Annotated in this window: 19 protein-coding genes; 11 read left to right on the top strand and 8 right to left on the bottom strand. The window is 70.2% G+C overall.

What is annotated here, in order from left to right; translation table 11 throughout:
- Both AOK11_RS07810 and AOK11_RS07805 read right to left on the bottom strand, forming a co-directional pair.
- Window positions 1-834, bottom strand: an 834-nt coding sequence (locus tag AOK11_RS07810) for a phosphatase PAP2 family protein (protein WP_055592911.1), incomplete at its 3' end; no start/stop codon positions are given.
- A 212-nt stretch (window positions 835-1,046) separates the two neighbouring features.
- Window positions 1,047-1,817, bottom strand: coding sequence for a response regulator (locus tag AOK11_RS07805; RefSeq protein ID WP_079034697.1), 771 nt, complete (start codon window positions 1,815-1,817; stop codon window positions 1,047-1,049).
- Between the two features lie 108 nt (window positions 1,818-1,925).
- Here AOK11_RS07805 and AOK11_RS07800 point away from each other — a divergent pair, with 108 nt between their 5' ends.
- Both AOK11_RS07800 and AOK11_RS07795 read left to right on the top strand, forming a co-directional pair.
- Window positions 1,926-3,533 (top strand): sensor histidine kinase, encoded by a 1,608-nt coding sequence (locus AOK11_RS07800; RefSeq protein WP_055592910.1) that lies wholly within the window; start codon window positions 1,926-1,928, stop codon window positions 3,531-3,533.
- Window positions 3,530-4,735, top strand: a complete 1,206-nt coding sequence (locus AOK11_RS07795) for a PP2C family protein-serine/threonine phosphatase (protein ID WP_055592909.1) — start codon at window positions 3,530-3,532, stop codon at window positions 4,733-4,735. Before AOK11_RS07800 ends, AOK11_RS07795 begins: the two co-directional genes overlap by 4 nt.
- 358 nt (window positions 4,736-5,093) lie before the next feature.
- On the opposite strand, the gene AOK11_RS07790 is transcribed toward AOK11_RS07795, so the two are convergent.
- Complete coding sequence (locus AOK11_RS07790; RefSeq protein ID WP_055592908.1) at window positions 5,094-6,128, bottom strand: LacI family DNA-binding transcriptional regulator; 1,035 nt, start codon at window positions 6,126-6,128, stop codon at window positions 5,094-5,096.
- A 472-nt stretch (window positions 6,129-6,600) separates the two neighbouring features.
- On the opposite strand from AOK11_RS07790, the gene AOK11_RS07785 reads away from it, so the two are divergent.
- From AOK11_RS07785 to AOK11_RS07770, 4 genes are all read left to right on the top strand, one after another.
- Window positions 6,601-7,872, top strand: a complete 1,272-nt coding sequence (locus AOK11_RS07785) for an extracellular solute-binding protein (protein ID WP_055592907.1) — start codon at window positions 6,601-6,603, stop codon at window positions 7,870-7,872.
- A gap of 97 nt (window positions 7,873-7,969) precedes the next feature.
- A complete protein-coding gene (locus AOK11_RS07780; RefSeq protein WP_055592906.1) occupies window positions 7,970-8,974 on the top strand; it encodes a carbohydrate ABC transporter permease in 1,005 nt (334 codons plus the stop codon).
- 13 nt (window positions 8,975-8,987) lie between these two features.
- The gene (locus AOK11_RS07775; protein ID WP_055592905.1) at window positions 8,988-9,905 is read left to right on the top strand and encodes a sugar ABC transporter permease; all 918 of its coding nucleotides are present in this window, start codon (window positions 8,988-8,990) and stop codon (window positions 9,903-9,905) included.
- A gap of 191 nt (window positions 9,906-10,096) precedes the next feature.
- The gene (locus AOK11_RS07770) at window positions 10,097-11,782 is read left to right on the top strand and encodes a glycoside hydrolase family 13 protein (RefSeq protein ID WP_055592904.1); all 1,686 of its coding nucleotides are present in this window, start codon (window positions 10,097-10,099) and stop codon (window positions 11,780-11,782) included.
- Window positions 11,783-11,852: 70 nt separating this feature from the next.
- On the opposite strand, the gene AOK11_RS07765 is transcribed toward AOK11_RS07770, so the two are convergent.
- Complete coding sequence (locus AOK11_RS07765) at window positions 11,853-12,137, bottom strand: hypothetical protein (protein ID WP_063793438.1); 285 nt, start codon at window positions 12,135-12,137, stop codon at window positions 11,853-11,855.
- A gap of 120 nt (window positions 12,138-12,257) precedes the next feature.
- On the opposite strand from AOK11_RS07765, the gene AOK11_RS07760 reads away from it, so the two are divergent.
- A complete protein-coding gene (locus tag AOK11_RS07760; protein ID WP_055592903.1) occupies window positions 12,258-13,106 on the top strand; it encodes a helix-turn-helix domain-containing protein in 849 nt (282 codons plus the stop codon).
- Window positions 13,082-13,291, top strand: coding sequence for a DUF397 domain-containing protein (locus AOK11_RS41560; RefSeq protein ID WP_055592902.1), 210 nt, complete (start codon window positions 13,082-13,084; stop codon window positions 13,289-13,291). The genes AOK11_RS07760 and AOK11_RS41560 overlap by 25 nt, the downstream gene beginning before the upstream one ends.
- A gap of 250 nt (window positions 13,292-13,541) precedes the next feature.
- On the opposite strand, the gene AOK11_RS07750 is transcribed toward AOK11_RS41560, so the two are convergent.
- The gene (locus AOK11_RS07750) at window positions 13,542-13,973 is read right to left on the bottom strand and encodes a hypothetical protein (protein WP_055592901.1); all 432 of its coding nucleotides are present in this window, start codon (window positions 13,971-13,973) and stop codon (window positions 13,542-13,544) included.
- A 328-nt stretch (window positions 13,974-14,301) separates the two neighbouring features.
- On the opposite strand from AOK11_RS07750, the gene AOK11_RS07745 reads away from it, so the two are divergent.
- The 3 genes from AOK11_RS07745 to AOK11_RS07735 all read left to right on the top strand — a co-directional run bounded on the left by AOK11_RS07745 (window position 14,302) and on the right by AOK11_RS07735 (window position 21,749).
- Window positions 14,302-15,675, top strand: coding sequence for an alpha-amylase (locus AOK11_RS07745; protein ID WP_055592900.1), 1,374 nt, complete (start codon window positions 14,302-14,304; stop codon window positions 15,673-15,675).
- Between the two features lie 204 nt (window positions 15,676-15,879).
- Window positions 15,880-21,318, top strand: coding sequence for a pullulanase-type alpha-1,6-glucosidase (gene pulA, locus AOK11_RS07740; RefSeq protein WP_055592899.1), 5,439 nt, complete (start codon window positions 15,880-15,882; stop codon window positions 21,316-21,318).
- A gap of 65 nt (window positions 21,319-21,383) precedes the next feature.
- Window positions 21,384-21,749 (top strand): 5-carboxymethyl-2-hydroxymuconate Delta-isomerase, encoded by a 366-nt coding sequence (locus tag AOK11_RS07735; RefSeq protein WP_055592898.1) that lies wholly within the window; start codon window positions 21,384-21,386, stop codon window positions 21,747-21,749.
- A 90-nt stretch (window positions 21,750-21,839) separates the two neighbouring features.
- Here the strand turns inward: AOK11_RS07735 and AOK11_RS07730 are convergent, their stop codons facing one another.
- The 3 genes from AOK11_RS07730 to AOK11_RS07720 all read right to left on the bottom strand — a co-directional run.
- On the bottom strand, window positions 21,840-22,247 hold the full coding sequence (locus tag AOK11_RS07730; RefSeq protein WP_420902974.1) for a hypothetical protein: 408 nt from the start codon (window positions 22,245-22,247) through the stop codon (window positions 21,840-21,842).
- A 38-nt stretch (window positions 22,248-22,285) separates the two neighbouring features.
- Window positions 22,286-23,005: a TetR/AcrR family transcriptional regulator gene (locus AOK11_RS07725; protein WP_055592896.1), complete on the bottom strand. Its 720-nt coding sequence runs from the start codon at window positions 23,003-23,005 to the stop codon at window positions 22,286-22,288.
- A gap of 87 nt (window positions 23,006-23,092) precedes the next feature.
- On the bottom strand, window positions 23,093-24,825 hold a 1,733-nt coding region (locus AOK11_RS07720; RefSeq protein WP_055592895.1), incomplete at its 5' end, for a hypothetical protein.

The raw sequence follows: 24,825 nt of genomic DNA, 5'->3' as shown, positions 1-24,825 counted from the left end.
CCCGCCCCCGCCGTCCGGCGCCTCTCTCGGCAGTGCGTACGGCTTGCTCCCGTACCAGAGGGTCGCCAGCGCGTAGCCGAAGGCGAGGCAGAGCACGCCGCCCACCGCGTCCAGCCAGAAGTGGTTGGCGGTGGCGACGATGACCACCAGCGTGCCCGCCGGGTACAGCAGGCCCAGGACCTTCGCCCACGGGACCGTCGCCAGTGCGAAGAGGGTCAGCCCGCACCACACCGACCAGCCGATGTGCATCGACGGCATCGCGGCGTACTGGTTGGACATGTTCTTCAGGTCACCGGAGGCCATCGAGCCCCAGGTCTCGTGGACCACCACGGTGTCGACGAAGTCGCCGCCGTTCATCAGGCGCGGCGGGGCGAGCGGGAACAGGTAGTAACCCGCCAGAGCGACGGCGGTGGTCGAGAACAGCACCAGTCTGGTCGCCGCGTAACGACCGGGGTGACTGCGGTAGAGCCACACCAGCACACCCAGCGTGACCGCGAAGTGCAGTGTCGCGTAGTAGTAGTTCATGCCGACGACCAGCCAGGTCACCGAGTTCACGGCGTGGTTGACCGACTGTTCGAACGCGAGACCGAGCTGCCGCTCCAGGTCCCAGAGCCGGTCCGCGTTGCGCAGCGCCTCGGACTTCTGCTCCGGCACGGCGTTGCGGACGAGCGAGTACGTCCAGTAACTCACCGCGATCAGCAGGATCTCGAACCACAGCCGCGGTCGGCGGGGGGTACGGAAGCGGCGCAGGAGTCCCGCCCCCGTCCGGTCCTCGACGGGGTGCGCTGCGGCCTGATGCCGACCTTCCAGCGTGGTCACCGTCGTCTCACCCATGGGCACAGAGTCTGCCAGATAAGCCCCTCCCGCAGATCATCCCCCGGTCTCGGTCGACCCGCATGTTCTCCCCCGGAGAGAGCCCCGCGGCCTCCTCCCGGAGCAGGGCGCGAGGACTCGCCGCCTACGACCTGCGACCTGTGACCCGCGGACGACACGGCGCCCAGGAGAGGCCCCGGATTCCCGGGACCGGGCCGGTGACACCGGCCGGTTCAGAGGCGGGGCCGGGTGGCGGTGTCCAGGTAGAAGGAGTCGATGCTCTGGACGGCCTGCTCGAACTCCTCCAGATTGACGGGCTTGGTCACGTAGGCGTTGGCGTGACTGCTGTACGCGCCCGTGACGTCGTCCGGGGCGGTGGACGTGGTCAGGACGACCACGGGGATCGTCTGCAGGTCGTCGTCGTTCTTCAGGACCTTGAGCAGATCACGGCCGTTCATCCGGGGCATGTTCAGGTCGAGGACGATGAGGTCGGGCCGCGGGGTGCCCGGGGTCCGCAGGTGTTCCAGCGCGGCGACTCCGTCGGTGACCTGGACGAGGTTGCGGGCTCCGCGCTCGGAGAGGGCTTCCTCGATGAGCATGGCGTCGGCGATGTCGTCCTCGACGAGCAGGACGTCGAAAGGACGGGCAGGGGTGGTCATGGTCGGATGCTCCGTGGGTTTCTCGGTGGAATGGTGGAAAAGCCCCGGCCAGCGGCGCCGCGCACCTTGCCGGGTCATACCGCAGGCGGCACCGATCTGCGGGTAGCCGGCACCCGCGCGGGCGGCGGCCGCGGCCGCCTCCTGCTGGAGCCGTTCAGTGGCCTGCTTGAGATGATCCAGCACGTGGAGCAGAGCCAAGGCGGGTGCCGGGTCGTCCGGTGGAGGGTGCGACGGGGCTCCCAGAAGCCTGCGGGCAAGGCGCTGCGCAAGATCACCGACCGCCGCGTCCGTGAGGGAGGCGGTCTCCTGCGGGGTGATCCGCGATACGAAGTCCTTGCCGGGCATGCCCGGCACTCTAGATCCCGGAGCAGCTCCGCGACAACAAGGGTTGTCGCCCTCTAAGGTGTCCTGGCCCAACTTTCACCGCGATTGCCACAACGAGGAGCCCACGGAATGACCGGCGACGAGAGGCGACCGCGCATGCGAGGGTTCTCCACGTGGACCACCAGACGGTGGCTTCGCGTGGGGGTGGCCGCGTCCCTCGTGGTTCTGGCCCTGCTCGGGACCGCGGGCGCATGGGTCCTGGGGCGGACCGAGTCGATCAGCAACGAACTCGTGGACGTGCGGTCCCCCGCGCTGACCGTCGCGATCCGCCTGGAAACGGCCGTGCTCAACCAGGAGACCGGAATCCGCGGCTACGGGCTCACCGGCATACCGGATTTCATCACCCCCTACGAACAGGGGCTCACCGAGCAGGAAGCGAGCCTCGCGCAACTCACCAAGCTGCTCCGGGACGACCCCACGGGTCTGGACGACCTGAAGACCGTGCGGGACGCCGTGACGAAGTGGCAGGAGAGGATCGCCCGGCCCGTGGCCGCCACGCCCGCCGGCTCACCCTCACCGGTGGCCATCCAACGGGCGACGGAGGGCAAGGCGGCCTTCGACGACGTACGCGCCGCCCTGAGCAGCCAGCAGGAACAGCTGCGTGCGGACCGCGTACGCGTGAGGGACGACCTGAGGGACACGATGGCCTTGAGGAACGGGGTGTTCAGCGCCATCGCGGTGCTCATCGCCGTCCTCACGGCCCTGATCTTCGAAGGACTGCGCCGCGGCATCAACACGCCGCTGGAGCGGCTCGGCGCGGACGCCCGCGCCGTCGCCGGCGGTGACTTCGAACACCCCATCACCCCGACCGGTCCCGCCGACCTGCGGCACCTCGGCCACGAGATCGACTTCATGCGACAGCGCCTCCTGCGGGAACTGGCCCTCAGCGAGGACACCCGGCTGCGTCTGGACGCGCAGGCCGCGGACCTCCAGCGCTCCAACGCCGAACTGGAGCAGTTCGCGTACGTGGCCTCCCACGACCTGCAGGAGCCGCTGCGCAAGGTCTCCAGCTTCACCCAGCTCCTCCAGCGGCGCTACGGAGGGCAGCTCGACAGCCGGGCCGACCAGTACATCGACTTCGCGGTCGACGGGGCGAACCGCATGCAGACCCTCATCAACGACCTGCTCGACTTCTCCCGGGTCGGGCGGCTGCACAACTCCCACCAGAGCGTCGACCTGGACAAGGTGCTGGAAAGGACCCTGTCCGAGCTGAGCGTCGGCATCGAGGAGGCCGGAGCGGAGATCACCCACGATCCGCTGCCGACCCTGTTCGCCGACCCCACCCAGATGGGCATGCTCTGGCAGAACCTGATAAGCAACGCCGTCAAGTTCCGCCGCCCGGGCGAAACGCCGAAGATCCACGTCACGGCGGCCCGGGACGGCGAACTGTGGCGGTTCACCGTCACCGACAACGGCATCGGCATCGCACCGGAGTACGCCGACAAGGTGTTCGTGATCTTCCAGCGGCTGCACACCAAGGACACCTACACCGGCAGCGGAATCGGCCTCGCGATGTGCAAGAAGATCGTCGAGTTCCACGGGGGCACCATCGGGATCGACCCGGAACACCACGACGGCACACGCATCGCCTTCACCCTCGCCCCCCGGCCGCCGGAGAGCCCCGGCCCGTCCACCGTGCCGGAGGCCGCCCGCGCCGACGCGGAGCCGGTGCGATGACCGCAGTCACGACAGCCGTGCCGGAATCGGCCTCCGAGGGGCCGGTGTACCGCATCCTGCTGATCGAGGACGACCCGGGCGACGCCCTGCTCGTGGAGGAACTCCTGCACGACACGGGGATGCTGTTCGCGCTGACCACCCGGACCGCTCTGGCCGAGGCGCGCACCGAACTGGCCGGCAGCCCGATCGACTGCGTTCTCCTCGACCTGCACCTGCCCGACGTGTCCGGCGTCGACGCGGTCACGGCCGTGCGCGGACTGGCCCCGCACACCGCGGTGATCGTCCTGACCGGGCTGTCCGAGGACCGGGCGGGCACCGAGGCCATGGCCGCCGGAGCGCAGGACTACCTCGTCAAGGGCAAGGTCGAGGCGGACCTGCTGCGAAGAACGCTGCGCTACGCCGTCTACCGGAGCCGGACGGAACGCGCGAGCGCCCAGGCCCAGGCCACCCGGCTGCGGGCGGAGGAGAACGCCCGCCTGGAACGCGGTCTGCTGCCCCAGCCGATGCTCGACACCTCCACGGTGAAGGTGACGTCCCGCTACCTGCCCGGCGCCGCGATGGCCCTGCTCGGCGGTGACTTCCTCGACGTGGTGGAGGGGGACGACGGGCTGGTGCACGCCGTCGTGGGCGACGTCAGCGGCCACGGTCCCGACGCCGCGGCGCTGGGTGTCTGCCTGCGGATCGCCTGGCGCTCCCTGGTGCTCGGCGGGCACCGCGGAGACGACCTGCTGCACCTGATGGAACGCCTCCTGATCGCCGAACGCGACAGTCAGCAACTGTTCGCCACCTGCACGCTCCTCACCCTCGATCAGCGCTCCGGCACCGCCGTCCTCCACCTGGCCGGCCACCACGAGCCCCTCCTCACCACGACCGAGGGGACCCGGGAGGTGAGCGCCGAACACGGCATCGCCCTGGGCATCGTCCCCGGAGAGTGCAGCTGGCCCTCCACGGTCGTTCCGCTCCCGGCCGCCGGGGCCCTGACCGTCTACACCGACGGCCTCATCGAAGGACACAACGGGACGAAGGGCGAGCGGCTCGGCGTCGAAGGGCTGCTCGCGCTGATCGGGAACCTGCCGTCGGCGGACCCGGCGGACCAGGTCGACCTCCTCATCAAGGAAACCCAAGCGCTGAACGCCGGCCGCCACTCCGACGACCTGGCCGTGCTCCGCCTCGACTGGGGCGACCGGCCCGCCCGCCCCTGAGAATCCCATGTACCACCGGCAGGGGCCGGCGACCGCGGCAGCCGCGACGCCGTCGCGGGGCTCCTCGCCGGTGTGCGCGGGGGCGGGGAGCAGGAGCGTCACGGCGGGCCGCCGCCGCGTCCCGGCCGGGGCCCGGCCGGCGGATCGGGCCGGAGGCGACGCGCGGCGGCTTTCCGGCCGGGGTGAGCGGGGTCCTGGGGGTCCCTCCCTGTTCGAGCGGAGCCGAGAACTTGGGGGAGCGTGCGGCTGCGAGGCGGAGGAGCGCGACGACGACGCGGCCGGGGGCACCCCCTGCCCGGAGAACCCGGGGGAATACGTGCCGGTCCCCGCGCCTGAGGCGCCGGCCGCCGGACAGGCCCTAGGGGCGGTTCCGGTCCCCGGGCGCCGAGGCCGTCGAGCCGCGGACCACCAGCTCCGGCATGAACACGAACTCGCTGTGCGGGGCGGGCGTCCCGCCGATCTCCTCCAGCAGGGTGCGCACCGCGGCCTGGCCCATCGCCGGGACCGGCTTGCGGACCGTGGTCAGCGGCGGGTCGGTGAAGGCGATCAGCGGGGAGTCGTCGAAGCCGACCACCGAGATGTCCGTCGGCACCTCCAGCCCGCGCTGCCGGGCCGCCCGTATCGCACCCAGCGCCATCATGTCGCTGGCGCACACCACCGCCGTGCACCCGCGGTCCATGAGCGCGCTGGCGGCGGCCTGGCCGCCCTCCAAGGTGTACAGGGAGTGCTGGACCAGCTCCGTCTCCACGGTCTCGGCGGCCAGCCCCAACTGCTCCTGCACGCTACGGACGAAGCCCTCGATCTTGCGCTGCACCGGCACGAACCGCTTCGGCCCCAGCGCCAGCCCGATCCGGGTGTGGCCGAGGGAGGCGAGATGCGTGACCGCCAGCGCCATCGCCGCCCGGTCGTCGGGCGAGATGAACGGCGCCTGCACCTTCGGCGAGAAGCCGTCGACCAGCACGAACGGCACCCCCCGGGCGCGCAGCCGCTCGTAGCGCTGCATGTCGGCCGTGGTGTCCGCGTGCAGTCCGGAGACGTAGATGATGCCGGCCACCCCGCGGTCGACCAGCATCTCCGTCAGCTCGTCCTCCGTCGACCCGCCCGGGGTCTGGGTGGCCAGCACCGGCGTGTAGCCCTGGCGGGTCAGTGCCTGCCCGATGACCTGGGCCAGCGCCGGGAAGATCGGATTCTCCAGCTCGGGAGTGATCAGCCCCACCAGGCCCTCGCTGCGCTGCCGCAACCGCACCGGGCGTTCGTAGCCCAGGACGTCGAGGGCGGCGAGGACGGACTGGCGGGTGGTGGCGGCGACGCCCGGCTTGCCGTTGAGCACGCGGCTGACGGTCGCCTCGCTCACCCCGGCCTGAGCAGCGATGTCGGCAAGACGTGTGGTCACAGCACCGGACCCTATCGGCCGCCCCACTCCTTGCACACCGGCCGGACGCCTGGCGCGTGCGGTCGAACGGCCCGTCGCGGGCTGCTGGGTCATCGCGGTCCCTCATGTCGTGGTCGGCCGGTCGTACTCGGCAGGAGTGCTCGGCGTTCCGTACCGCAACGGATGATTCCCCCGACGGAAACGGATGGCAAGTACTTGCAGAGTCTTGCACAACTGTCCGAACTCCTGTCCTGACACCGAAAAACCGGCGGTGGCACAGCGATCGGGGTGCCCTGAGGAGGGGTCAAGGAGAGGTCACGACGGGGTAACCGTCGGGCTTCCTTGCAAAATTTTTCAGCAAGGTCTTTCGGATCGGTTGCATCGCTGTTACGTTCACGTCGCCCGGCGGCCCCATCGGCGCGGTCGGCGAAGAGGCAGGTCGGCAGACGGGGCCGCACCTGCACATACGGGCTTTCACCCTCAAGGAGAACTCATGCGGCGTGGCATAGCGGCCACCGCGCTGGTGGCGTCCCTCGCCCTCACGGCGACGGCCTGCGGCGGAGACAGCGACAGCGGCGACTCGGCCGACGGCCCGGTCAGCATCACCTGGTGGGACACCTCCAACGCGACCAACGAGGCGCCGACGTACCAGGCCCTGGTCAAGGAGTTCGAGGCCGCCAACAAGGACGTCAAGGTCAAGTACGTCAACGTCCCCTTCGACCAGGCGCAGAACAAGTTCGACACCGCCGCCGGTTCCAAGGGCGCCCCCGACGTGCTGCGCTCCGAGGTCGGCTGGACCCCCGCCTTCGCCAAGAAGGGCTTCTTCCTGCCGCTGGACGGCACCGAGGCGCTGAAGGACCAGGCGAAGTTCAAGTCCAACCTGATCGAGCAGGCGACGTACGAGGACAAGGTCTACGGCGTCCCGTTCGTCACGGACACGCTCGCGCTGGTCTACAACAAGGAACTCTTCGAGAAGGCCGGCGTCGAGGCCCCCAAGACCTGGGACGACCTGAAGAAGGCCGCCGCCACCATCAAGGGCAAGACCGGCGTCGACGGCTACTGGGGCTCCACCCAGGCCTACTACGCCCAGTCCTTCCTCTACGGCGAGGGCACCGACACGGTCGACGCCGACGCCAAGAAGATCACCGTCAAGTCGCCCGAGGCCAAGAAGGCCTACGGCACCTGGCTGGACCTCTTCGACGGCAAGGGCCTGCACAAGGCCGACACCACCGCCGACGCCTACGCCCACATCCAGGACGCGTTCGTCAACGGCAAGGTCGCCGCGATCATCCAGGGCCCGTGGGAGATCACCAACTTCTACAAGGGCTCGGCCTTCAAGGACAAGAACAACCTGGGCATCGCCACCGTCCCGGCCGGCTCCTCCGGCACGGCGGGCGCCCCGACCGGCGGCCACAACCTCTCCGTCTACGCCGGCTCCGACGCCGCGAAGCAGGAGGCCGCGCTGAAGTTCGTGAACTTCATGACCTCGGCCAAGGCCCAGGAGACCATCGCGCTGAAGAACTCCACGCTGCCCACGCGTGACGACGCCTACACCGACAAGGTCAAGGCCGACCCGGGCATCGCCGGCTACCAGACGGTCCTCGAGGCCGCCCAGCCGCGCCCGGCCCTGCCCGAGTACAGCTCCCTGTGGGGTCCGCTCGACGACGAACTGCCCCAGATCGCGGGCGGCAAGGAGTCCCTGGACAAGGGACTGAACGACGCCGAGACCGCCATCGCCAAGCTGGTGCCGGACTTCAGCAAGTAGAGCCCGCGTGGCCGCCGGGTCCCTTTCCAGGAGGGGAGGATCCGGCGGCCACCGGCCTGTGTGCCGAACCCCTTGATCATCCAGAAGGTGCCGAACCATGACAGTCGCCATCGACCGCGCGACCGGCAAGCGCAGCGGTGACCGCCCGCCCCGAGCCGGCCGGGCCGGCCGCCTGAAGCACGCCTACCAGAAGTACTGGTACGCCTTCGCCATGATCGTGCCCGTGGTCGTCGTGCTCGGCGTCCTCGTGCTGTATCCCCTGGCGTACGGCTTCTACCTCACCCTCACCGACGCCAACAGCCTCAACTCGGCCCGCACCATCGGCGTCAACGAGATCGAGGCCACGTACAAGTTCATCGGCCTGGACAACTACGCCGACATCCTCTGGGGCGAGACGTCGTACGACCGCTTCTGGTCGCACTTCATCTGGACGATCGTCTGGACGGCCGCCTGCGTCTGCCTGCACTACACCATCGGTTTGGGCCTGGCCCTGCTGCTCAACCAGAAGCTGCGCGGCCGCACCTTCTACCGGCTGATCCTCATCCTGCCGTGGGCCGTGCCGACCTTCGTCACCGTCTTCGGCTGGCGGTTCATGCTCGCCGACGCCGGCATCATCAACTCCGGCCTGGAGTCCCTGGGCCTGCCGACGCCGCTGTGGCTCGAGGACACCTTCTGGCAGCGGTTCGCCGCGATCATGGTCAACACCTGGTGCGGTGTGCCGTTCATGATGGTCTCCCTGCTCGGCGGCCTCCAGTCGATCGACGGCACCCTGTACGAGGCGGCCGAGATGGACGGCGCCAGCGCCTGGCAGCGGTTCCGCCACGTCACCCTGCCGGGCCTGCGCTCGGTCAGCTCCACCGTCGTGCTGCTCGGCATCATCTGGACCTTCAACCAGTTCGCCGTCATCTTCCTGCTGTTCGGCAACACCGCCCCGGACGCACAGATCCTCGTCACCTGGGCGTACCAACTCGGCTTCGGGCAGCAGCCGCGCGACTTCGCGCAGTCCGCGGCCTACGGCATGCTGCTGCTGGCCATCCTGATCGTCTTCACCTCCTTCTACCGCCGCTGGCTGAACCGCAATGAGCAGCAGCTCGCGATCTGAGGCAGGAGCCCCCATGAGCACCCTCGACACCCCACCGCCGGCCGTGGTGACGGGCAAGCCGGCCGGGAGGACCGCACCCCGCCGGTCCGGGACACGGCGGCGCGGTGAGATCAGCCGCGGCGGCGCCCTCGGCGCGCACGGCATCCTGATCGTGGCGAGCCTGGTCGCCCTGTTCCCGGTCGCCTGGCTGGTCTTCCTGTCCCTCGGCCCGGACAAGGACGACTATCTGCGCCCCAGCGGCATCTGGGGCAAGATGACGCTGGACAACTACGCGTTCGTGCTGCAGAACACGAACTTCTTCGACTGGCTGAAGAGTTCGCTGATCGTCTCGCTCGGCACCACCGTCATCGGCGTCCTGGTCGCCGCCACCACCGGGTACGCGGTGTCCCGGATGCGGTTCCCCGGATACAAGAAGTTCATGTGGGTCCTGCTGGTCACCCAGATGTTCCCGGTGGCCGTCCTGATGGTCCCGATGTACCAGATCCTGTCCGACCTTCAGCTGATCGACACCTATTTCGGCCTCATCCTCGTCTACTGCTCGACCGCGGTGCCGTACTGTGCGTGGCTGATGAAGGGCTATTTCGACACCATTCCGTTCGAGATCGACGAGGCGGGCCGGGTCGACGGGCTGTCCCCGTTCGGCACGTTCGTGCGGCTGATCCTGCCGCTCGCCAAGCCGGGCCTGGCGGTCGCCGCCTTCTACAGCTTCATCACCGCGTTCGGCGAGGTCGCCTTCGCCACGACGTTCATGCTGGACGACGAGAAGTACACGCTCGCCGTCGGTCTGCAGAGCTTCGTCAGCGAGCACGACGCCCAGCGCAACCTCATGGCCGCCACCGCGGTGCTGATCGCGATACCCGTCTCCGCGTTCTTCTACCTCGTGCAGAAGAACCTGGTGGCCGGCCTCACCGCGGGCGGCACGAAGGGCTAACGCCCTCCGTCCGACGACTCCCGCGCGCGCAGCGCGCGGGGTAGGCGGCCGCGGTGTCCTCCCCCAAGCTCTTCGAGCAGGGGGGACCCCCAGACCCCGCCGGCACCGCGGCCGCCTTGTCTCCGCCTCCCGCCTCCTCGGCCCCCGGCCCCACTCGCTTCCCTGACCGACCCCACGTATTCAAGGACGACATGAGCCAGCAGCACGCCGCCGCCCCGGCCCCCACGACCGCCGCCGTAGCCACCGCCACCAGGCGCCACGACTGGTGGCGGGACGCGGTGATCTACCAGGTGTATCCGCGCAGCTTCGCCGACAGCAACGGCGACGGCATGGGCGACCTGGAGGGGATCCGCTCCCGCCTGCCGTACCTGCGCGACCTCGGGGTGGACGCCGTGTGGCTCAGCCCCTTCTACGCCTCCCCGCAGGCCGACGCGGGCTACGACGTCGCCGACTACCGTGCCGTCGACCCCATGTTCGGCACCCTGCTCGACGCGGACGCGCTGATCCGGGACGCCCACGAACTGGGTCTGCGGATCATCGTCGACATCGTGCCCAACCACTCCTCCGACCAGCACGAGTGGTTCAAGCGGGCACTCGCCGAGGGCCCCGGCTCGCCCTCGCGCGACCGCTACCACTTCCGCCCCGGCAAGGGCACGGACGGGGAACTCCCGCCCAACGACTGGGAGTCGATCTTCGGCGGCCCCGCCTGGACCCGGGTCACCGAACCCGACGGCACCCCGGGCGAGTGGTACCTGCACCTCTTCGCCCCCGAGCAGCCCGACTTCAACTGGGAGCACCCGGCCGTCGGCGACGAGTTCCGCTCCATCCTGCGGTTCTGGCTCGACATGGGCGTGGACGGCTTCCGCATCGATGTCGCGCACGGCATGGTGAAGGCCGAGGGCCTGCCCGACCTGGGGGACCACGAGCAGCTGAAGCTGCTGGGCAACGATGTCATGCCGTTCTTCGACCAGGACGGCGTGCACGACATCTACCGGCAGTGGCGGCTCATCCTCGACGAGTACTCCGGCGAGCGCATCTTCGTCGCCGAGGCCTGGACCCCGACCGTCGAGCGCACCGCGAACTACGTCCGCCCCGACGAACTGCACCAGGCCTTCAACTTCCAGTACCTGGGCACCCACTGGGACGCCGAGGAACTGCGCACGGTCATCGACCGCACCCTGGACGCGATGCGTCCGGTGGGCGCCCCCGCCACCTGGGTGCTGTCCAACCACGACGTCACCCGGCACGCCACCCGCTTCGCCAACCCGGCGGGCCTCGGCACCCAGATCCGGCTGCCCGGTGACCGGGAACTGGGCCTGCGCCGAGCCCGCGCGGCGACGCTGCTGATGCTGGCGCTGCCCGGCTCGGCGTACGTCTACCAGGGCGAGGAACTGGGCCTGCCGGACGTCGTGAACCTCCCGGACGAGGTGCGCCAGGACCCGGCGTACTTCCGGGGCGCGGGCCAGGACGGCTTCCGCGACGGATGCCGGGTGCCGATCCCGTGGACCCGCGACGGTTCCTCGTACGGCTTTGGGGGCGGCGGCAGCTGGCTGCCGCAGCCGGAGAACTGGGGCGAGCTGAGCGTCGAGGCGCAGACCGGCACGGCCGGCTCGACCCTGGAGCTGTACCGCGCCGCGCTCGCCGTGCGCCGGGAGCAGGCCGACCTGGGCGCGGGCGACACGGTGGAGTGGCTGCGGGCACCGGAGGGCGTACTCGCCTTCCGGCGCGGCGAGTTCGTGTGCGTCGCGAACACCACGGGCGAGGCGGTGACCACTCCGGCGTACGGGCGGGTGCTGCTCGCCAGCGGTGACGTGGACGAGGCGGACGGCGAGACGAAGGTGCCGGGCGACACGACGGTGTGGTTCGCCAAGGACTGAGGCCTCACGGGCCGGGCACAGGGCCCGCCGCTCCCCGACCGGGAGCGGCGGGCCTCGCCCGTTGCGGGTGCTACCTGATGCGCTGCTCGCTCCGCTGGTTCACCTCACGCACCCTGGTGATCAATCCGGTGGCGCGGCCCTCCCGCAGCGCCTCCGCCAGCTTGCGTGCCGTGCCCGGATTGCAGCGTCCGAGATCCACCAGCGGCGGCAGATAGCCGCTGGCCAGCGAGACGGTGTCGAGCCCCAGCGAGGGCAGGAGCACGCCGGCGCCGTCCAGTGCCGAGGAGAGTTCGTTCCTGGCCTCGTCGGCGTCCTGGATCGCGGCTGCGCGCCTCGTACGTTCCTGCGATGCCATGAGTGCGGTGCCCTTCCTTCGTGATGATCCCGACTCTCCCCACGATCATCGGTACGTGACGCTACGCTCACCAGGGGTGACGGCTTTCGTTGCACCGGATCGAAAACGGGGGGACAGGAGATGCCCGCGCCGAAGGAACTCGACCCATCCGCGTCCCTGCCGGCGCTCTACGGCGTGAAGCTGCGCAAGCTCCGCGTCCGCGCCGGGTTCACCCAACGCGGGCTCGGCGACCTGATCCCCATCGCCCACAGCCGCATCGCCCAGTTCGAACTGGGCAAGGAGACCCCGCCCGAGGACGTCAACGCCAGGCTGGACGAGATCCTGGAGGCCGACGGCGACCTGGTCGACCTGTGGACCCACATCAAGCGGACGCCGATCCCGGACTGGGCACGGAAGTTCGTGGCGTACGAGGCCAGGGCGAACGCCATGCACAAGTACATGGCGCACAGTGTTCCGGGGCTGCTGCAGACCGAGGCTTACGCACGTGAGGTGCTGCGCCATGGACAACCGTGGTGCACGGTGGCGGAGATCGAGGAGAACGTGGCGGCGCGACTGAGCCGACAGAGTCTGCTCCGAAAACCGCAACCGCCACTGTTGTGGGTGGTGCTCGACGAGTCGGTGATCCGGCGCCCGGTGGGAGGCCCGACCGTCATGCGGGAGCAGTTGGCCTCCGTGCTGGAAGCCGCTCACACCCCGCACATCGAGGTACAGGTGATGCCCTTCGCTGCGGGGGCCCATTCCGCCATGGGCGGCTCGCTCACCCTTCTGTCATTCGACAACGCGCCGGACGTGGCCTACCTGGAGGCGGGCCACTCGGGTGAGTTGGTGGAAGACCGGGCCATGGTGACCCGGCACTCCCATCGTTACGATCTCGTCCATGCCCGAGCCCTGCCGCCAGAGGCATCCGCGGCCCTGATCCGGCGGGCCATGAAGGAGTACGAGACATGCGCAGTACCCGCCCCGACCTGACGGCCGCAGTGTGGCGCAAGAGCACGTACAGCGACGGCGGCGGTGGAGACTGCCTGGAACTCGCCGACGACATCCCCGGTGCCATCCCCGTCCGCGACAGCAAGAACCCCACCGGACCGGTTCTGTTCGTCGCTCCGGCCGCCTGGGCCGCCTTCATCGACGGCATACGAACCGGCGCACGCTGATGTGGGTCACTGCAGTGACCGCAGGGCTGCGTCGTTCTCGAGGGGGTCCGGTTCGATCGGGCGGACAGGGGCGAACCGACGGGCACGTCGATGAAGAACATCGATTCCTCGCCCGGCTCCATGCCGCCCAGCCTCACCACCCCCTGAAGCCCCGCGAGAATGTCTCGGATGGCCGTGACCTGGTACGGCCAGAGGTTCCCCTGGCCTCAAGCGGGCCCTTCGGACATGGTGCGACGTAAGCGTCCAACGGTCATGAGATCCGTTCAGCAGGCGGTCGGGCCCGCCTGCGTAGGACCGCGCCGACACAGGCCAGTACGACGGCAAGACTTGCCGGCACGCAGACGAGTACGTTGATCAACAGGGAGACGTGCTCCACCGTGGCGCCGTCGGAGTAGACGCAGGCGCTGCGAAGTGGCCAGTACTCCTGCTGCATGCTTGCCAACTCGGCGCCGGAGACGTTCCGGTCTTCGCACAACTCGGGAAACGGCCCTCCCATGGTGACGGAGAACCAGCCGTAGCAGTACACGGCTGCCGCCGAAGAACTGAAGACCAGAACGAGAACCGCACAGAGTCTGGACAGAGACAGGGGCGGGGTGTCCAGCATCAGAGCCACGGTCACGATGCCCGCCGCCGCAGTGGCCAGGCTGATGAGCATCAGCATGCCCATCAAAGGAATCGACACTGCGCCGTCTCCCCTTCATTCCGACGCCCGGGGGAGAGGCTACCTGCCAGGCCTTTGGGCTCAACCGCGGTGTGCCGGTAAGAGTTCGGCGGAAGGTCTGCCGGATCCGCGGCTGTGGTCGAGGAGCGGCTGCACGCCCACGAGAGGGGCGACGACGTTCTGGTGCGCCGCGAGCGCGTAACTTCTTGCCGCAACTTCGTACGGGGTGCTGCCCTTTCGGAGGGTGAAGCTTTAACATCTGCGTCACCGCAAGGTTTCTGAAGGTTTCAGCAAGAAGCTTCAGTCGCCTTCGCACTCCCCACACCCTTCGATGAAGAAGGAACCCCACATGGCACGCAGAACCCTCGCCGGGGTCGCCGCACTCGCGGTCGCTTCGGTTGTCATGACCCCGACCGTCGCGCAGGCCGCGCCGCCCGGGAACAAGGACGTCACCGCCGTCCTCTTCGAGTGGAACTTCAACTCGGTCGCCCGCGAGTGCACCACCACCCTCGGGCCCGCCGGGTACGGCTCCGTCCAGGTCTCCCCGCCCGCCGAGCACATACAGGGCTCGCAGTGGTGGACGTCGTACCAGCCCGTCAGCTACAAGATCGCCGGACGGCTCGGCGACCGCACCGCCTTCCGGAACATGGTGAACACGTGTCACGCGGCCGGCGTGAAGGTCGTCGTCGACGCGGTCATCAACCACATGGCCGCGGGCAACGGCACCGGTACCGGCGGCTCCTCGTACACCAAGTACAACTACCCGGGCCTGTACTCGTCGCCCGACTTCGACAACTGCACCTCGCAGATCACCAACTACCAGGACCGCTGGAACGTCCAGAACTGCGAACTGGTCGGTCTCGCCGACCTCGACACCGGCGAGAACTACGTCCGCGGAGCCATCGCCGGATACCTCAACGACCTGCTCTCCCTCGGGGTCGACGGCTTCCGCGTCGACGCGGCCAAGCACATGCCGGCCGCCGACCTCGCGAACATCAAGTCCCGTCTCTCCAACCCCGGCGTGTACTGGAAGCAGGAGGCCATCTACGGCGCGGGTGAGGCCGTCCAGCCCAGTGAGTACACCGGCACCGGCGACGTCCAGGAGTTCCGCTACGCCTACGACCTCAAGCGGGTCTTCAACAACGAGAACCTCGCCTACCTGAAGAACTACGGCGAGGGCTGGGGCTACATGAACAGCGGTGTCTCCGGCGTCTTCGTCGACAACCACGACACCGAGCGCAACGGCTCCACCCTGAACTACAAGGACGGCGCCAACTACACCCTGGCCAACGTCTTCATGCTCGCCTGGCCCTACGGCTCCCCGGACATCAACTCCGGGTACGAGTTCTCCGACCACGACGCCGGCCCGCCCAACGGCGGTCAGGTGAACGCCTGCTGGCAGAACGGCTGGAAGTGCCAGCACGCCTGGCCGGAGATCAAGTCCATGGTCGCCTTCCGCAACGCCACGCGCGGACAGGCCGTGACGAACTGGTGGGACAACGGGAACGACGCCATCGCCTTCGGCCGGGGCAACAAGGGCTTCGTGGCCGTCAACCACGAGTCCGGCTCCCTGACCCGCACCTACCAGACCTCGCTCCCGGCGGGCACGTACTGCAACGTCCAGAACAACACACCGGTGACGGTGAACGGTTCGGGGCAGCTGACCGCCACCCTGGGCTCGAACACGGCCCTCGCGGTGTACGCGGGCAAGTCGAGCTGCTGAACGCGCGCCGGTCGTGCCGCCCTTCACGGGGGCGGCGCGGTCGGCGTCCGCATGCAAGTCCTTACCGTTACTTTCAACACCCTTGCTGTAAAGCTTTCAACGAGGATACGGTCGCGCGACACCCCGGTGACATGGCCGGAACAGGTTGTGCCGTGGTGTGGGGTCGGACCCGAAATGTGCCGTAATCGCAAGGAGTTCACGCCTGTGATACCCAGATGGCCCGCGCCCCCGGCGCGCCGCACCACGCAGGGCAGGCGGGTGGCCGCGGTCACCGCGGCAGCGCTCGCCGCCGCCCTTGCCGCCACCCTCGTACAGCCCCTGGCAGCTCAGGCCGCCACACCCCCCGCGCCCCCGTCGGACGCCACGCTGGCGAAGGCCCCCGCGCGGCACGATCTCACCCGGGAGCAGTTCTACTTCGTCCTGCCGGACCGTTTCGCCAACGGGGACACCAAGAACGACCGGGGCGGACTCACCGGTTCGCGGCTCAGCACCGGGTACGACCCCACCGACAAGGGCTTCTACCAGGGCGGCGACCTCAAGGGCCTCACCCAGAAGCTCGACTACATCAAGGGGCTCGGCACCACATCCATCTGGATGGCCCCCATCTTCAAGAACCAGCCCGTCCAGGGCACCGGCGAGGACGCGTCCGCCGGCTACCACGGGTACTGGATCACCGACTTCACGCAGGTCGACCCGCACTTCGGCACCAACAAGGACCTCGAGACCCTCATCGACAAGGCCCACGACAAGGGCATGAAGGTCTTCTTCGACGTCATCACCAACCACACCGCCGACGTCGTCGACTACGAGGAGAAGTCCTACGACTACCTCTCCAAGGGCGCCTTCCCCTACCTGACCAAGGACGGGAAGCCCTTCGACGACGCCGACTACGCCGACGGCTCGCGCACCTTCCCGCGCGTCGACGCAGGATCGTTCCCGCGCACCCCGGTCGTCCCCGCCGCGAAGAAGAACGTCAAGGTCCCGTCGTGGCTCAACGACCCGGCGATGTACCACAACCGGGGCGACTCCACCTTCGCCGGCGAGTCCAGCGAGTACGGCGACTTCTCCGGCCTCGACGACCTGTGGACCGAGCGTCCCGAGGTCGTCGACGGCATGGAGAAGATCTACCAGCGGTGGGTGAAGGACTTCGACATCGACGGCTTCCGGATCGACACCGTGAAGCACGTCAACATGGAGTTCTGGACCCAGTGGGCCACCGCCCTGGACGTCTACGCGGCGAAGAAGGGGCGTGACGACTTCTTCATGTTCGGCGAGGTCTACTCCGCCGACACCGACGTCACCGCCCCCTACGTCACCGAGGGCCGCCTCGACGCCACCCTCGACTTCCCCTTCCAGGAGGCGGCCCGCCAGTACGCCTCCCAGGGCGGCAGCGCGCAGAAGCTCGCCTCGGTCTTCGGCGACGACCACAAGTACACGACCGACCGGGCCAACGCCTACGAGCAGGTCACCTTCCTCGGCAACCACGACATGGGCCGCATCGGGACGTTCCTGAAGCAGGACAACCCGAAGGCGTCCGACGCCGACCTGCTGAAGAAGGACATGCTCGCCAACGAGCTGATGTTCCTCAGCCGCGGCAACCCCGTCGTCTACTACGGTGACGAGCAGGGCTTCACCGGCGCCGGCGGCGACAAGGACGCCCGCCAGACCCTGTTCGCCTCCCGCACCGCCGACTACCTCGACGACGACCTCCTCGGCACCGACCGCACCCACGCCGACGACACCTACGACACGAAGGCCCCGCTCTACCGGCAGATCAGCGCCCTCGCGAAGCTCCGCAAGGCCCACCCCGCCCTCACCGACGGCGTGCAGCAGGAGCGGTACGCGGCCGACGGCCCCGGCGTCTACGCCTTCTCCCGCACCGCGACCGGCACCCGTACCGGCCAGGACACCACCGAGTACGTCGTCGCCTTCAACAACGCCGACGAGGCGAAGAAGGCCACCTTCGCGACCGGCTCCGCCCGCATGGCCTTCCGCAGCATCCACGGCACCGACGCCTCCGTGACCAGCGGCGCCGACCGGAAGATCACCGTCACCGTCCCGGCGGGTTCGGCGATCGTCCTCAAGGCGTCCGGCAAGCTCGCCGAGCCCGCCGCGAAGCCCGCGGTCACCCTCAAGGCCCCCGCAGCGGGCGCCACCGGCACCGTCGAACTCACCGCCGACGTCGAGGGCGGACAGCTCAACCGCGTCGTCTTCGCCGCCCAGACCGGCAACGGGAAGTGGCGCACGCTCGGCTCCTCCGACCACACCCCCCACCAGGTCACCCACACCATCGGCGACGACGTGCCCGCCGGCACCGCCCTGCGCTACAAGGCCGTCGCGATCGACTCCGCCGGCCGCACCGCGAGCGCCCGGGCCGCCTCCACCACCGGCACCCCGCCCGTCGAGGAACCGCCCACGGCGGGCTCCCGCGACCACGTGGTCGTCCACTACCGGCGCGCCGACGGCGACTACGACGACTGGGGCCTGTACGCCTGGGGCGACCTCGCCGACGGCGAGGCCACCGAGTGGCCGGACAGCCACCCCTTCACCGGCCGCGACGCCTACGGCGCCTTCGCCCACGTCAAGCTCAAGCCCGGCGCCTCGGACGTCGGCTTCCTGGTGATCGACAAGGACGGCACCAAGGACGTCTCCACCGACCGCACGATCGACGTCACGAAGAACGGCGAGATCTGGATCGAGCAGGGCAAGGAGACCGTCACCACCGAGCGGCCCGAGTACCCGGCGCAGGACAAGAGCAAGGCGGTGCTGCACTACCAGCGCGCCGACGGCGACTACGACGGCTGGGGCCTGCACGTGTGGACCGGCGCCGCCGACCCCACCGACTGGTCGAAGCCCCTGAAGCCGGTGAAGACTGATCCCTATGGCGCGGTCTTCGAGGTACCGCTCACCGAGGGTGCCACCAGTCTCAGCTACATCATCCACAAGGGCGACGAGAAGGACCTCCCCTCCGACCAGTCGCTCGACCTCAAGGCGAACGGCCACGAGGTGTGGCTGTTGAGCGGCGAGGAGAAGTACCTGCTGCCCCAGCCGCCCGGCTCGGCCGCCGCCGTCGACCTGGCCACCTCCAAGGCGGTCTGGATCGACCGGAACACCGTCGTCTGGAACGGCTCCGCGAGCGCCGCCTCCACCCAGCTCCTCGCCTCCCGCACCGGCTCCGTGAAGGCGCAGGACGGCACGCTCGTCGTCGGTGACGACACACGGGTGATCCGGCTGCTCCCGGCCGCCCTGACCGACGCGCAGAAGGAGAGGTTCCCGCACCTGAAGGACGGCACCGCCCACTCCGTCGACCCGCGCGACCGGGATCGTGTGCGCGAGGCCCTGCGCGGCCAGGTCGTCGCCGCCCAGCGCGCCGCCAACGGCGCGGTCCTCGCGGCGACCGGCGTGCAGATCGCGGGCGCCCTGGACGACCTGTACGCGGCCGGTGCGACGAAGGCGGAGCTCGGCCCCGTCTTCCGCGACGGCCGCCCCACGCTCTCCGTGTGGGCGCCGACCGCACAGAGCGTCTCGCTGGAGATCGGCGGCTCCACCGCCCGGATGCGGCGCGACGACGCCACCGGCGTCTGGTCCGTCACCGGCCCGAAGTCCTGGAAGGGCAAGCCCTACCGGTACGCGGTGCAGGTGTGGGCGCCCAGCACCCGCGAACTCGTCACCAACAAGGTCACCGACCCCTACTCGGTCGCCCTGACCACCGACTCCGCGCGCAGCCTCGTCGTCGACCTCGGCGACCGCGACCTCGCCCCCAAGGGCTGGTCGGGCCTGGACAAGCCGAAGGCCGTCCCCCTCAAGGACGCCCAGATCCAGGAGCTGCACATCCGCGACTTCTCCGTCGAGGACCGCACGGCGAAGCAGCCCGGCACCTACCTGGCCTTCACCGACAAGGACAGTAACGGCTCCAGGCACCTGCGGAAGCTGGCCGAGGCCGGCACCTCGTACGTGCACCTGCTGCCCGCCTTCGACATCGCGACCATCCCCGAGAAGAAGTCCGACCGGGCGACCGTCGACTGCGACCTCGCCGCCCACCCGGCCGACTCCGACAAGCAGCAGGAGTGCGTGGCGAAGGCCGCCGCCAAGGACGCCTACAACTGGGGCTACGACCCGTACCACTACACGGTCCCCGAGGGCTCCTACGCCACCGACCCGGACGGCACGGCCCGCACGGTCGAGTTCCGCGAGATGGTCAAGGCGCTCAACGAGGACGGCCTGCGCGTCGTCATGGACGTCGTCTACAACCACACCGCGGCCAGCGGTCAGTCCGGCACCAGCGTCCTGGACCGGATCGTGCCCGGCTACTACCAGCGGCTCCTCGCCGACGGCTCCGTGGCCAACAGCACCTGCTGCGCCAACACCGCGCCCGAGAACGCCATGATGGGCAAGCTCGTCGTCGACTCGATCGTCACCTGGGCCAAGGAGTACAAGGTCGACGGCTTCCGCTTCGACCTCATGGGCCACCACCCGAAGGCCAACATCCTCGCCGTCCGCAAGGCCCTCGACGCGCTGACCCTCAAGAAGGACGGCATCGACGGCAAGAAGATCATCCTGTACGGCGAGGGCTGGAACTTCGGCGAGATCGCCGACGACGTCCGCTTCGAGCAGGCCACGCAGCAGAACATGGCCGGCACCGGCATCGCCACCTTCTCCGACCGGGCCCGCGACGCCGTCCGCGGCGGCGGCCCCTTCGACGAGGACCCCGGCGTCCAGGGCTTCGCCTCCGGCCTCTACACCGACCCGAACCCCTCGGAGAACAACGGCACCGAGGCCGAGCAGAAGGCCCGGCTCCTGCACTACCAGGACCTGATCAAGGTGGGCCTGAGCGGCAACCTCGCCGAGTACCGCTTCACCGACACCGACGGCAAGGAGGTCAAGGGCTCCCAGGTCGACTACAACGGCGCACCGGCCGGATACGCCGCCGCCCCGGGCGACGCCCTCGCCTACGCCGACGCGCACGACAACGAGTCGCTGTTCGACGCGCTCGCGTTCAAGCTGCCGACGTCCGTGAGCGCCGACGACCGGGCCCGCATGCAGGTCCTCGCCATGGCGACCGCCGCCCTGTCGCAGGGCCCGGCGCTCTCCCAGGCCGGCACCGACCTGCTGCGCTCCAAGTCCCTGGACCGCAACTCCTACGACAGCGGGGACTGGTTCAACGCCATCCACTGGAACTGCGCCGACGGCAACGGCTTCGGCCGCGGTCTGCCGCCGGCCGCCGACAACGCCGACAAGTGGCCCTACGCCAAGCCCCTGCTGGGCGCGGTGAAGGTCGGGTGCCCGCAGATCGAGGGCGCCTCGGCCGCGTACCGGGACCTGCTGAGGATCCGTACGACGGAAGGGGCCTTCTCCCTCGACACCGCGGGGCAGGTGCAGTCCGCGCTGTCCTTCCCGCTGTCCGGGAAGGACGAGACACCCGGCGTGATCACCATGCGCCTCGGTGACCTGGTCGTCGTCTTCAACGCCACGCCGGACCGGCAGGAACAGCGCGTCGGCGCCCTCGCCGGCACGGACCACCGGCTGCACCCGGTGCAGGCGGCGGGCTCGGACGCGGTGGTGAAGACCTCGTCCTACGCGGCGGACACCGGCACCTTCACCGTCCCGGCCCGCTCGGTCGCGGTGTTCACCGCGGCCGGCTGAGAGACCGGACGCACCACCGCGGAAGCTAGGGTGGGCCCTCCGACCTGGAACCGGAGGGCCCACCCATGCCGCAGATCACCGTCGACCACTCCGCACAAGTGAAGTCCTCCTTCACGTGCGACTGGCCCGCCTTCGTCCGGGACCTGCACAGCACCGTGGTGGAGATCGCGGCGGCGAAGCTCCCCGCGTGCAAGACCCGGTTGCGCCCGACCGGCGACGTCTTCATCGGCCACGACCCGGCCGAGGACCACGCCCTGGTGCACATCCACATCGCCCTGCTCCCCGGGCGGACCGAGGAGACCAAGGCACGGCTCACCGAGGCCGTCCTGGAACTGGTGCGGCGGCACGTGCGGGCGGTCGGCGACCTGACCCTGCACGCCTCCGCCGAGGTACGCGAGCTCGACGCGTCCTACCGGAAGTTCGAGGGCTGAGGCCTTTCGTTCGGATCGGGCCGGACCCCGCGAGCCCGGCCCGACCCGAACGAGAGGCCCTGGCCGGGCCTCACCGGCCGGCGGACGGTCTCACGCCAGGTCGGCGCGGCCCAGCCAGGCCGGCCGCACCGGCACGCCGTCCTCGTCCAGCTCGACGGCCGGCCCGCCCCGCTGCTCCGCCGGCTCACTCGACGGAGCGGCAGGGGCGACCGGCGGCGGGACCGGTGCCTCGACCACGGGTTTTGGGGCGGGGGGCACGGCCGAGTCCTCCAGCAGCTCCGCCACGGTGAACCGGGTCACGAACGACTGCCACGCCCCGTCGACGACGAGCAGGAACCCGTCGCCGGCCCGCAGGAGGCGACGGCGCTTGGGGCTCAGGGGATGCATGGGGACGTGGTTCCGCGCCCGTCGCTCCAGCTCCGCGAGCGCCTCGGTCCGGGAGCCGGTGACGTGCGCCACCACCTGTGCCTCCGTGTGCTTGCGCTCCCCGGAACCCATGGTCGTCTCGACGACCAGCCCCCACGTCGTCACGGTGCTCACCGGGACGCCAGCGCCATGAGCCGGCCCACCAGGTCGACGAACGGTCCGTCGCCCGGCTCGTCCTTGAGCAGGCCGCGCAGCAGCACGCCCAACTCCTCGTCATGGGCCGCGGCGACGGCACAGAGCGCGGCGAAGTCGTGCACCAGCTGGGTCTCCAGCTCGGCGCGCGGTATACGCCGGCCGTCCAGCCAGAGCAGCGCCGTCGACTCGGCGAGCGAGATCCAGGACCGCACCACCAGCTCCAGCCGTGCGGGCGGATCCACCGCGCCCATGTGCGACAGAATCTGTTCGTACGCCCGCTGCCGTACGGAGTCGACCAGCGCGTTGGTGGTCGAGGATGTCTTCATCGAGAAGGCTCCGCCTGCGGGGACCGCCGGGCCGCCGCGCATTAGAGCGGAGAAACCGGGCCCGTGCTCGTCGACGAAGTCGAAGTACCGGCCCATCACCCGCAGCAGCCGCGCCCCCAGCGGGCCCTCGCGCGGCTCCACGAACCGCGACGCCAGATCGTCCGCGGCACGCCTCAACGCGGCTTCGTAGAGGCTGAGTTTGCCGGGGAAGTAGTGGTAGACCAGCGGGCGTGAGATGCCGGCCGCCGACGCGATCTCGTCGATGGAGACATCGTCGGGCGAGCGGCGGCTGAACAGTTCGAGGGCGACGCCGATCAACTGCTGCCGCCGCTCCTCGACTCCCATTCTGCGACGTACCCCGGTAGTCATACACACAGCCTACCGATCGAATCCGGCCGTGAACGGTCCGGACCGGGCGGCAGTGATCGTCCGATCCGTCGGCCGGCCCGCCCCGGGTCAGCGGAGCCCGGTGACCCGGTCCCCGTTCTCCAGGGTGCCCTCGAGGTCGGCCTGGGCGCCCTGTTCGGCCTCGAGGGTCAGCAGGTTGCCCTGCGCGGTGCCCTCGACCCCGCCCGTCGCGGTGACCGACGTGGTGCCGCGGCTGCCGGCGGCCAGCAGGTACCAGGTGCCCGCCCCGGACTTCCACAGCACCCCGGCCAGCACCCGGGGTTCACGCTCCCCGCACTGCGGCACGTCCTCGGCCCGGGCCGCCACCGCCCCGACCGGTGCACCCGGCGTGTGGAACTGAGCCAGCACCCGGGTACCGCCGCCCTGCCAGGTCTCGGCCCGGGTGCACACCCAGGCCGCCGAACCGCTCGCGTCCGGCAGCGGCTGTTCGGCGAAGGCCCACGCGTTCACGCTCCGTACGCCCGCCGAGCGCATCGACGCCAGGGAGCAGGCGAACGGCGACCACGTGCGCAACGCCTCGGCACCGGCGGTCTCACCGGCCTCACCGGCCGCCCCGGGCCGCCCCGCGGTCAGCACGGCCGGGACCAGCTCGCCGAGGTCGGTCACCAGCCGGGTGCCGGTGTCGTCGGTCAGCTCCAGCACGTTCCACGAGGTGCACGAGCCGGGCTTCGGGACCGGACCCGCCAGCGGCGAGGTCACACCGCCGGTGAGCGAGAGGTCCGCCGTGTCCGCGCCGGGTTCGCGCAGGTCCCGCGCACCGGCCGAACGGACCCAGGGCGCCGTCAGATAACGGACGTTGCCGTCGGAGCGGCCCAGCACCAGCGCGCTCGCCCCGGCCCGGTCCGCGCCGTCGACCCGGGCGAAGTCGAGGGCGGCGCCCTCGGCGCCGTCCAGGGGCTCGGCGTACCTGGTGATGCGCAGACCGTCGTGGAGGATCACCACGCGCGCGTTGTCGACCGTCCCGGCGTACAGCAACTGGGGCGGTCCGGCCGGACCGCCGGACGGGGTGCCCGGCGTCGCCGACACCCGCACCCGCTCCCCGGGCCGGGCCCACACGGCGAGGGCCCGGCGCAGCAGGCCCGAGTCGCCGGCCAGGTCACCGCGGGCCGGCCACACGGAGAAGTCGGTACGCGCGGAGGACTTCCAGACGGCGGGGGAGACCCGGGTCAGTTTCCCCGGGTCCAGGGCGGCCTGCGCGGCCCGGTTCAGCGCGTACGGCGGCGCGGCGGCACCGTCGGGGCCCCAGCCGTCGTCCGGCAGCCCGAACAGCGCACCGCAGACGACGAGCGCGGCCCCGGCGGCCAGCGCGGCCTTCAGACGCCGGCGGCGCCGCACCAGATCGGTGGGCCGGGCCTGGAGCGAACAGGGGTCGAACGCGGGAGAACCGAGCAGCCGGTACTCGGCCGGCACCCGGTCGGCCTCGCGCAGCGCCCCCGCGGCATCGGCCGCACCCGCGTCGGTGAGCACCGCGCGGACGTCGTCGTCCGAAAGCCGCTCCGGACCGCGCAGCACCCAGGCGGCACGGGCCGGACCGGACAGGGCGGACAGCCTTTGCTCCAGGGCGAGTTCCTCGGCGCCCCCGGACCGGGGGAACAGGCGCAGCCCCCACACCTGGGGCAGCAGCGGAGGCAGCGGGGGCAGAGCCGACAGCCCGGCCCGCCTGCGCCGTGCCCCGCGCCTGCGCGAGGGGCACGCCCGCAGCGCGGTCCGCACCACCTGGAGCCGGACCAGCGCGTACCCGGGGCCGCCGTCCTCGTCGTCGGCCCGCGCGGGCCGGGCGG

This window comes from Streptomyces hirsutus, assembly GCF_001418415.1.
Lineage (GTDB): Bacteria > Actinomycetota > Actinomycetes > Streptomycetales > Streptomycetaceae > Streptomyces > Streptomyces hirsutus.
Note: the sequence above shows the minus strand (reverse complement) of the source record. Positions and strands in the feature narration are given on the sequence as shown.

Bases quoted from the DNA above. Each gene is read 5' to 3' on its own strand.
- AOK11_RS07795 (WP_055592909.1), top strand. From the start codon at position 3,530: ATGACCGCAGTCACGACAGCCGTGCCGGAATCGGCCTCCGAGGGGCCG.
- AOK11_RS07785 (WP_055592907.1), top strand. From the start codon at position 6,601: ATGCGGCGTGGCATAGCGGCCACCGCGCTGGTGGCGTCCCTCGCCCTC.
- AOK11_RS07760 (WP_055592903.1), top strand. From the start codon at position 12,258: ATGCCCGCGCCGAAGGAACTCGACCCATCCGCGTCCCTGCCGGCGCTC.
- AOK11_RS07775 (WP_055592905.1), top strand. From the start codon at position 8,988: ATGAGCACCCTCGACACCCCACCGCCGGCCGTGGTGACGGGCAAGCCG.
- AOK11_RS07765 (WP_063793438.1), bottom strand. From the start codon at position 12,137: ATGGCATCGCAGGAACGTACGAGGCGCGCAGCCGCGATCCAGGACGCC.
- AOK11_RS07770 (WP_055592904.1), top strand. From the start codon at position 10,097: ATGAGCCAGCAGCACGCCGCCGCCCCGGCCCCCACGACCGCCGCCGTA.
- AOK11_RS41560 (WP_055592902.1), top strand. From the start codon at position 13,082: ATGCGCAGTACCCGCCCCGACCTGACGGCCGCAGTGTGGCGCAAGAGC.
- AOK11_RS07800 (WP_055592910.1), top strand. From the start codon at position 1,926: ATGACCGGCGACGAGAGGCGACCGCGCATGCGAGGGTTCTCCACGTGG.
- AOK11_RS07780 (WP_055592906.1), top strand. From the start codon at position 7,970: ATGACAGTCGCCATCGACCGCGCGACCGGCAAGCGCAGCGGTGACCGC.
- AOK11_RS07805 (WP_079034697.1), bottom strand. From the start codon at position 1,817: ATGCCCGGCAAGGACTTCGTATCGCGGATCACCCCGCAGGAGACCGCC.
- AOK11_RS07725 (WP_055592896.1), bottom strand. From the start codon at position 23,005: ATGACTACCGGGGTACGTCGCAGAATGGGAGTCGAGGAGCGGCGGCAG.
- AOK11_RS07745 (WP_055592900.1), top strand. From the start codon at position 14,302: ATGGCACGCAGAACCCTCGCCGGGGTCGCCGCACTCGCGGTCGCTTCG.
- AOK11_RS07735 (WP_055592898.1), top strand. From the start codon at position 21,384: ATGCCGCAGATCACCGTCGACCACTCCGCACAAGTGAAGTCCTCCTTC.
- AOK11_RS07730 (WP_420902974.1), bottom strand. From the start codon at position 22,247: ATGGGTTCCGGGGAGCGCAAGCACACGGAGGCACAGGTGGTGGCGCAC.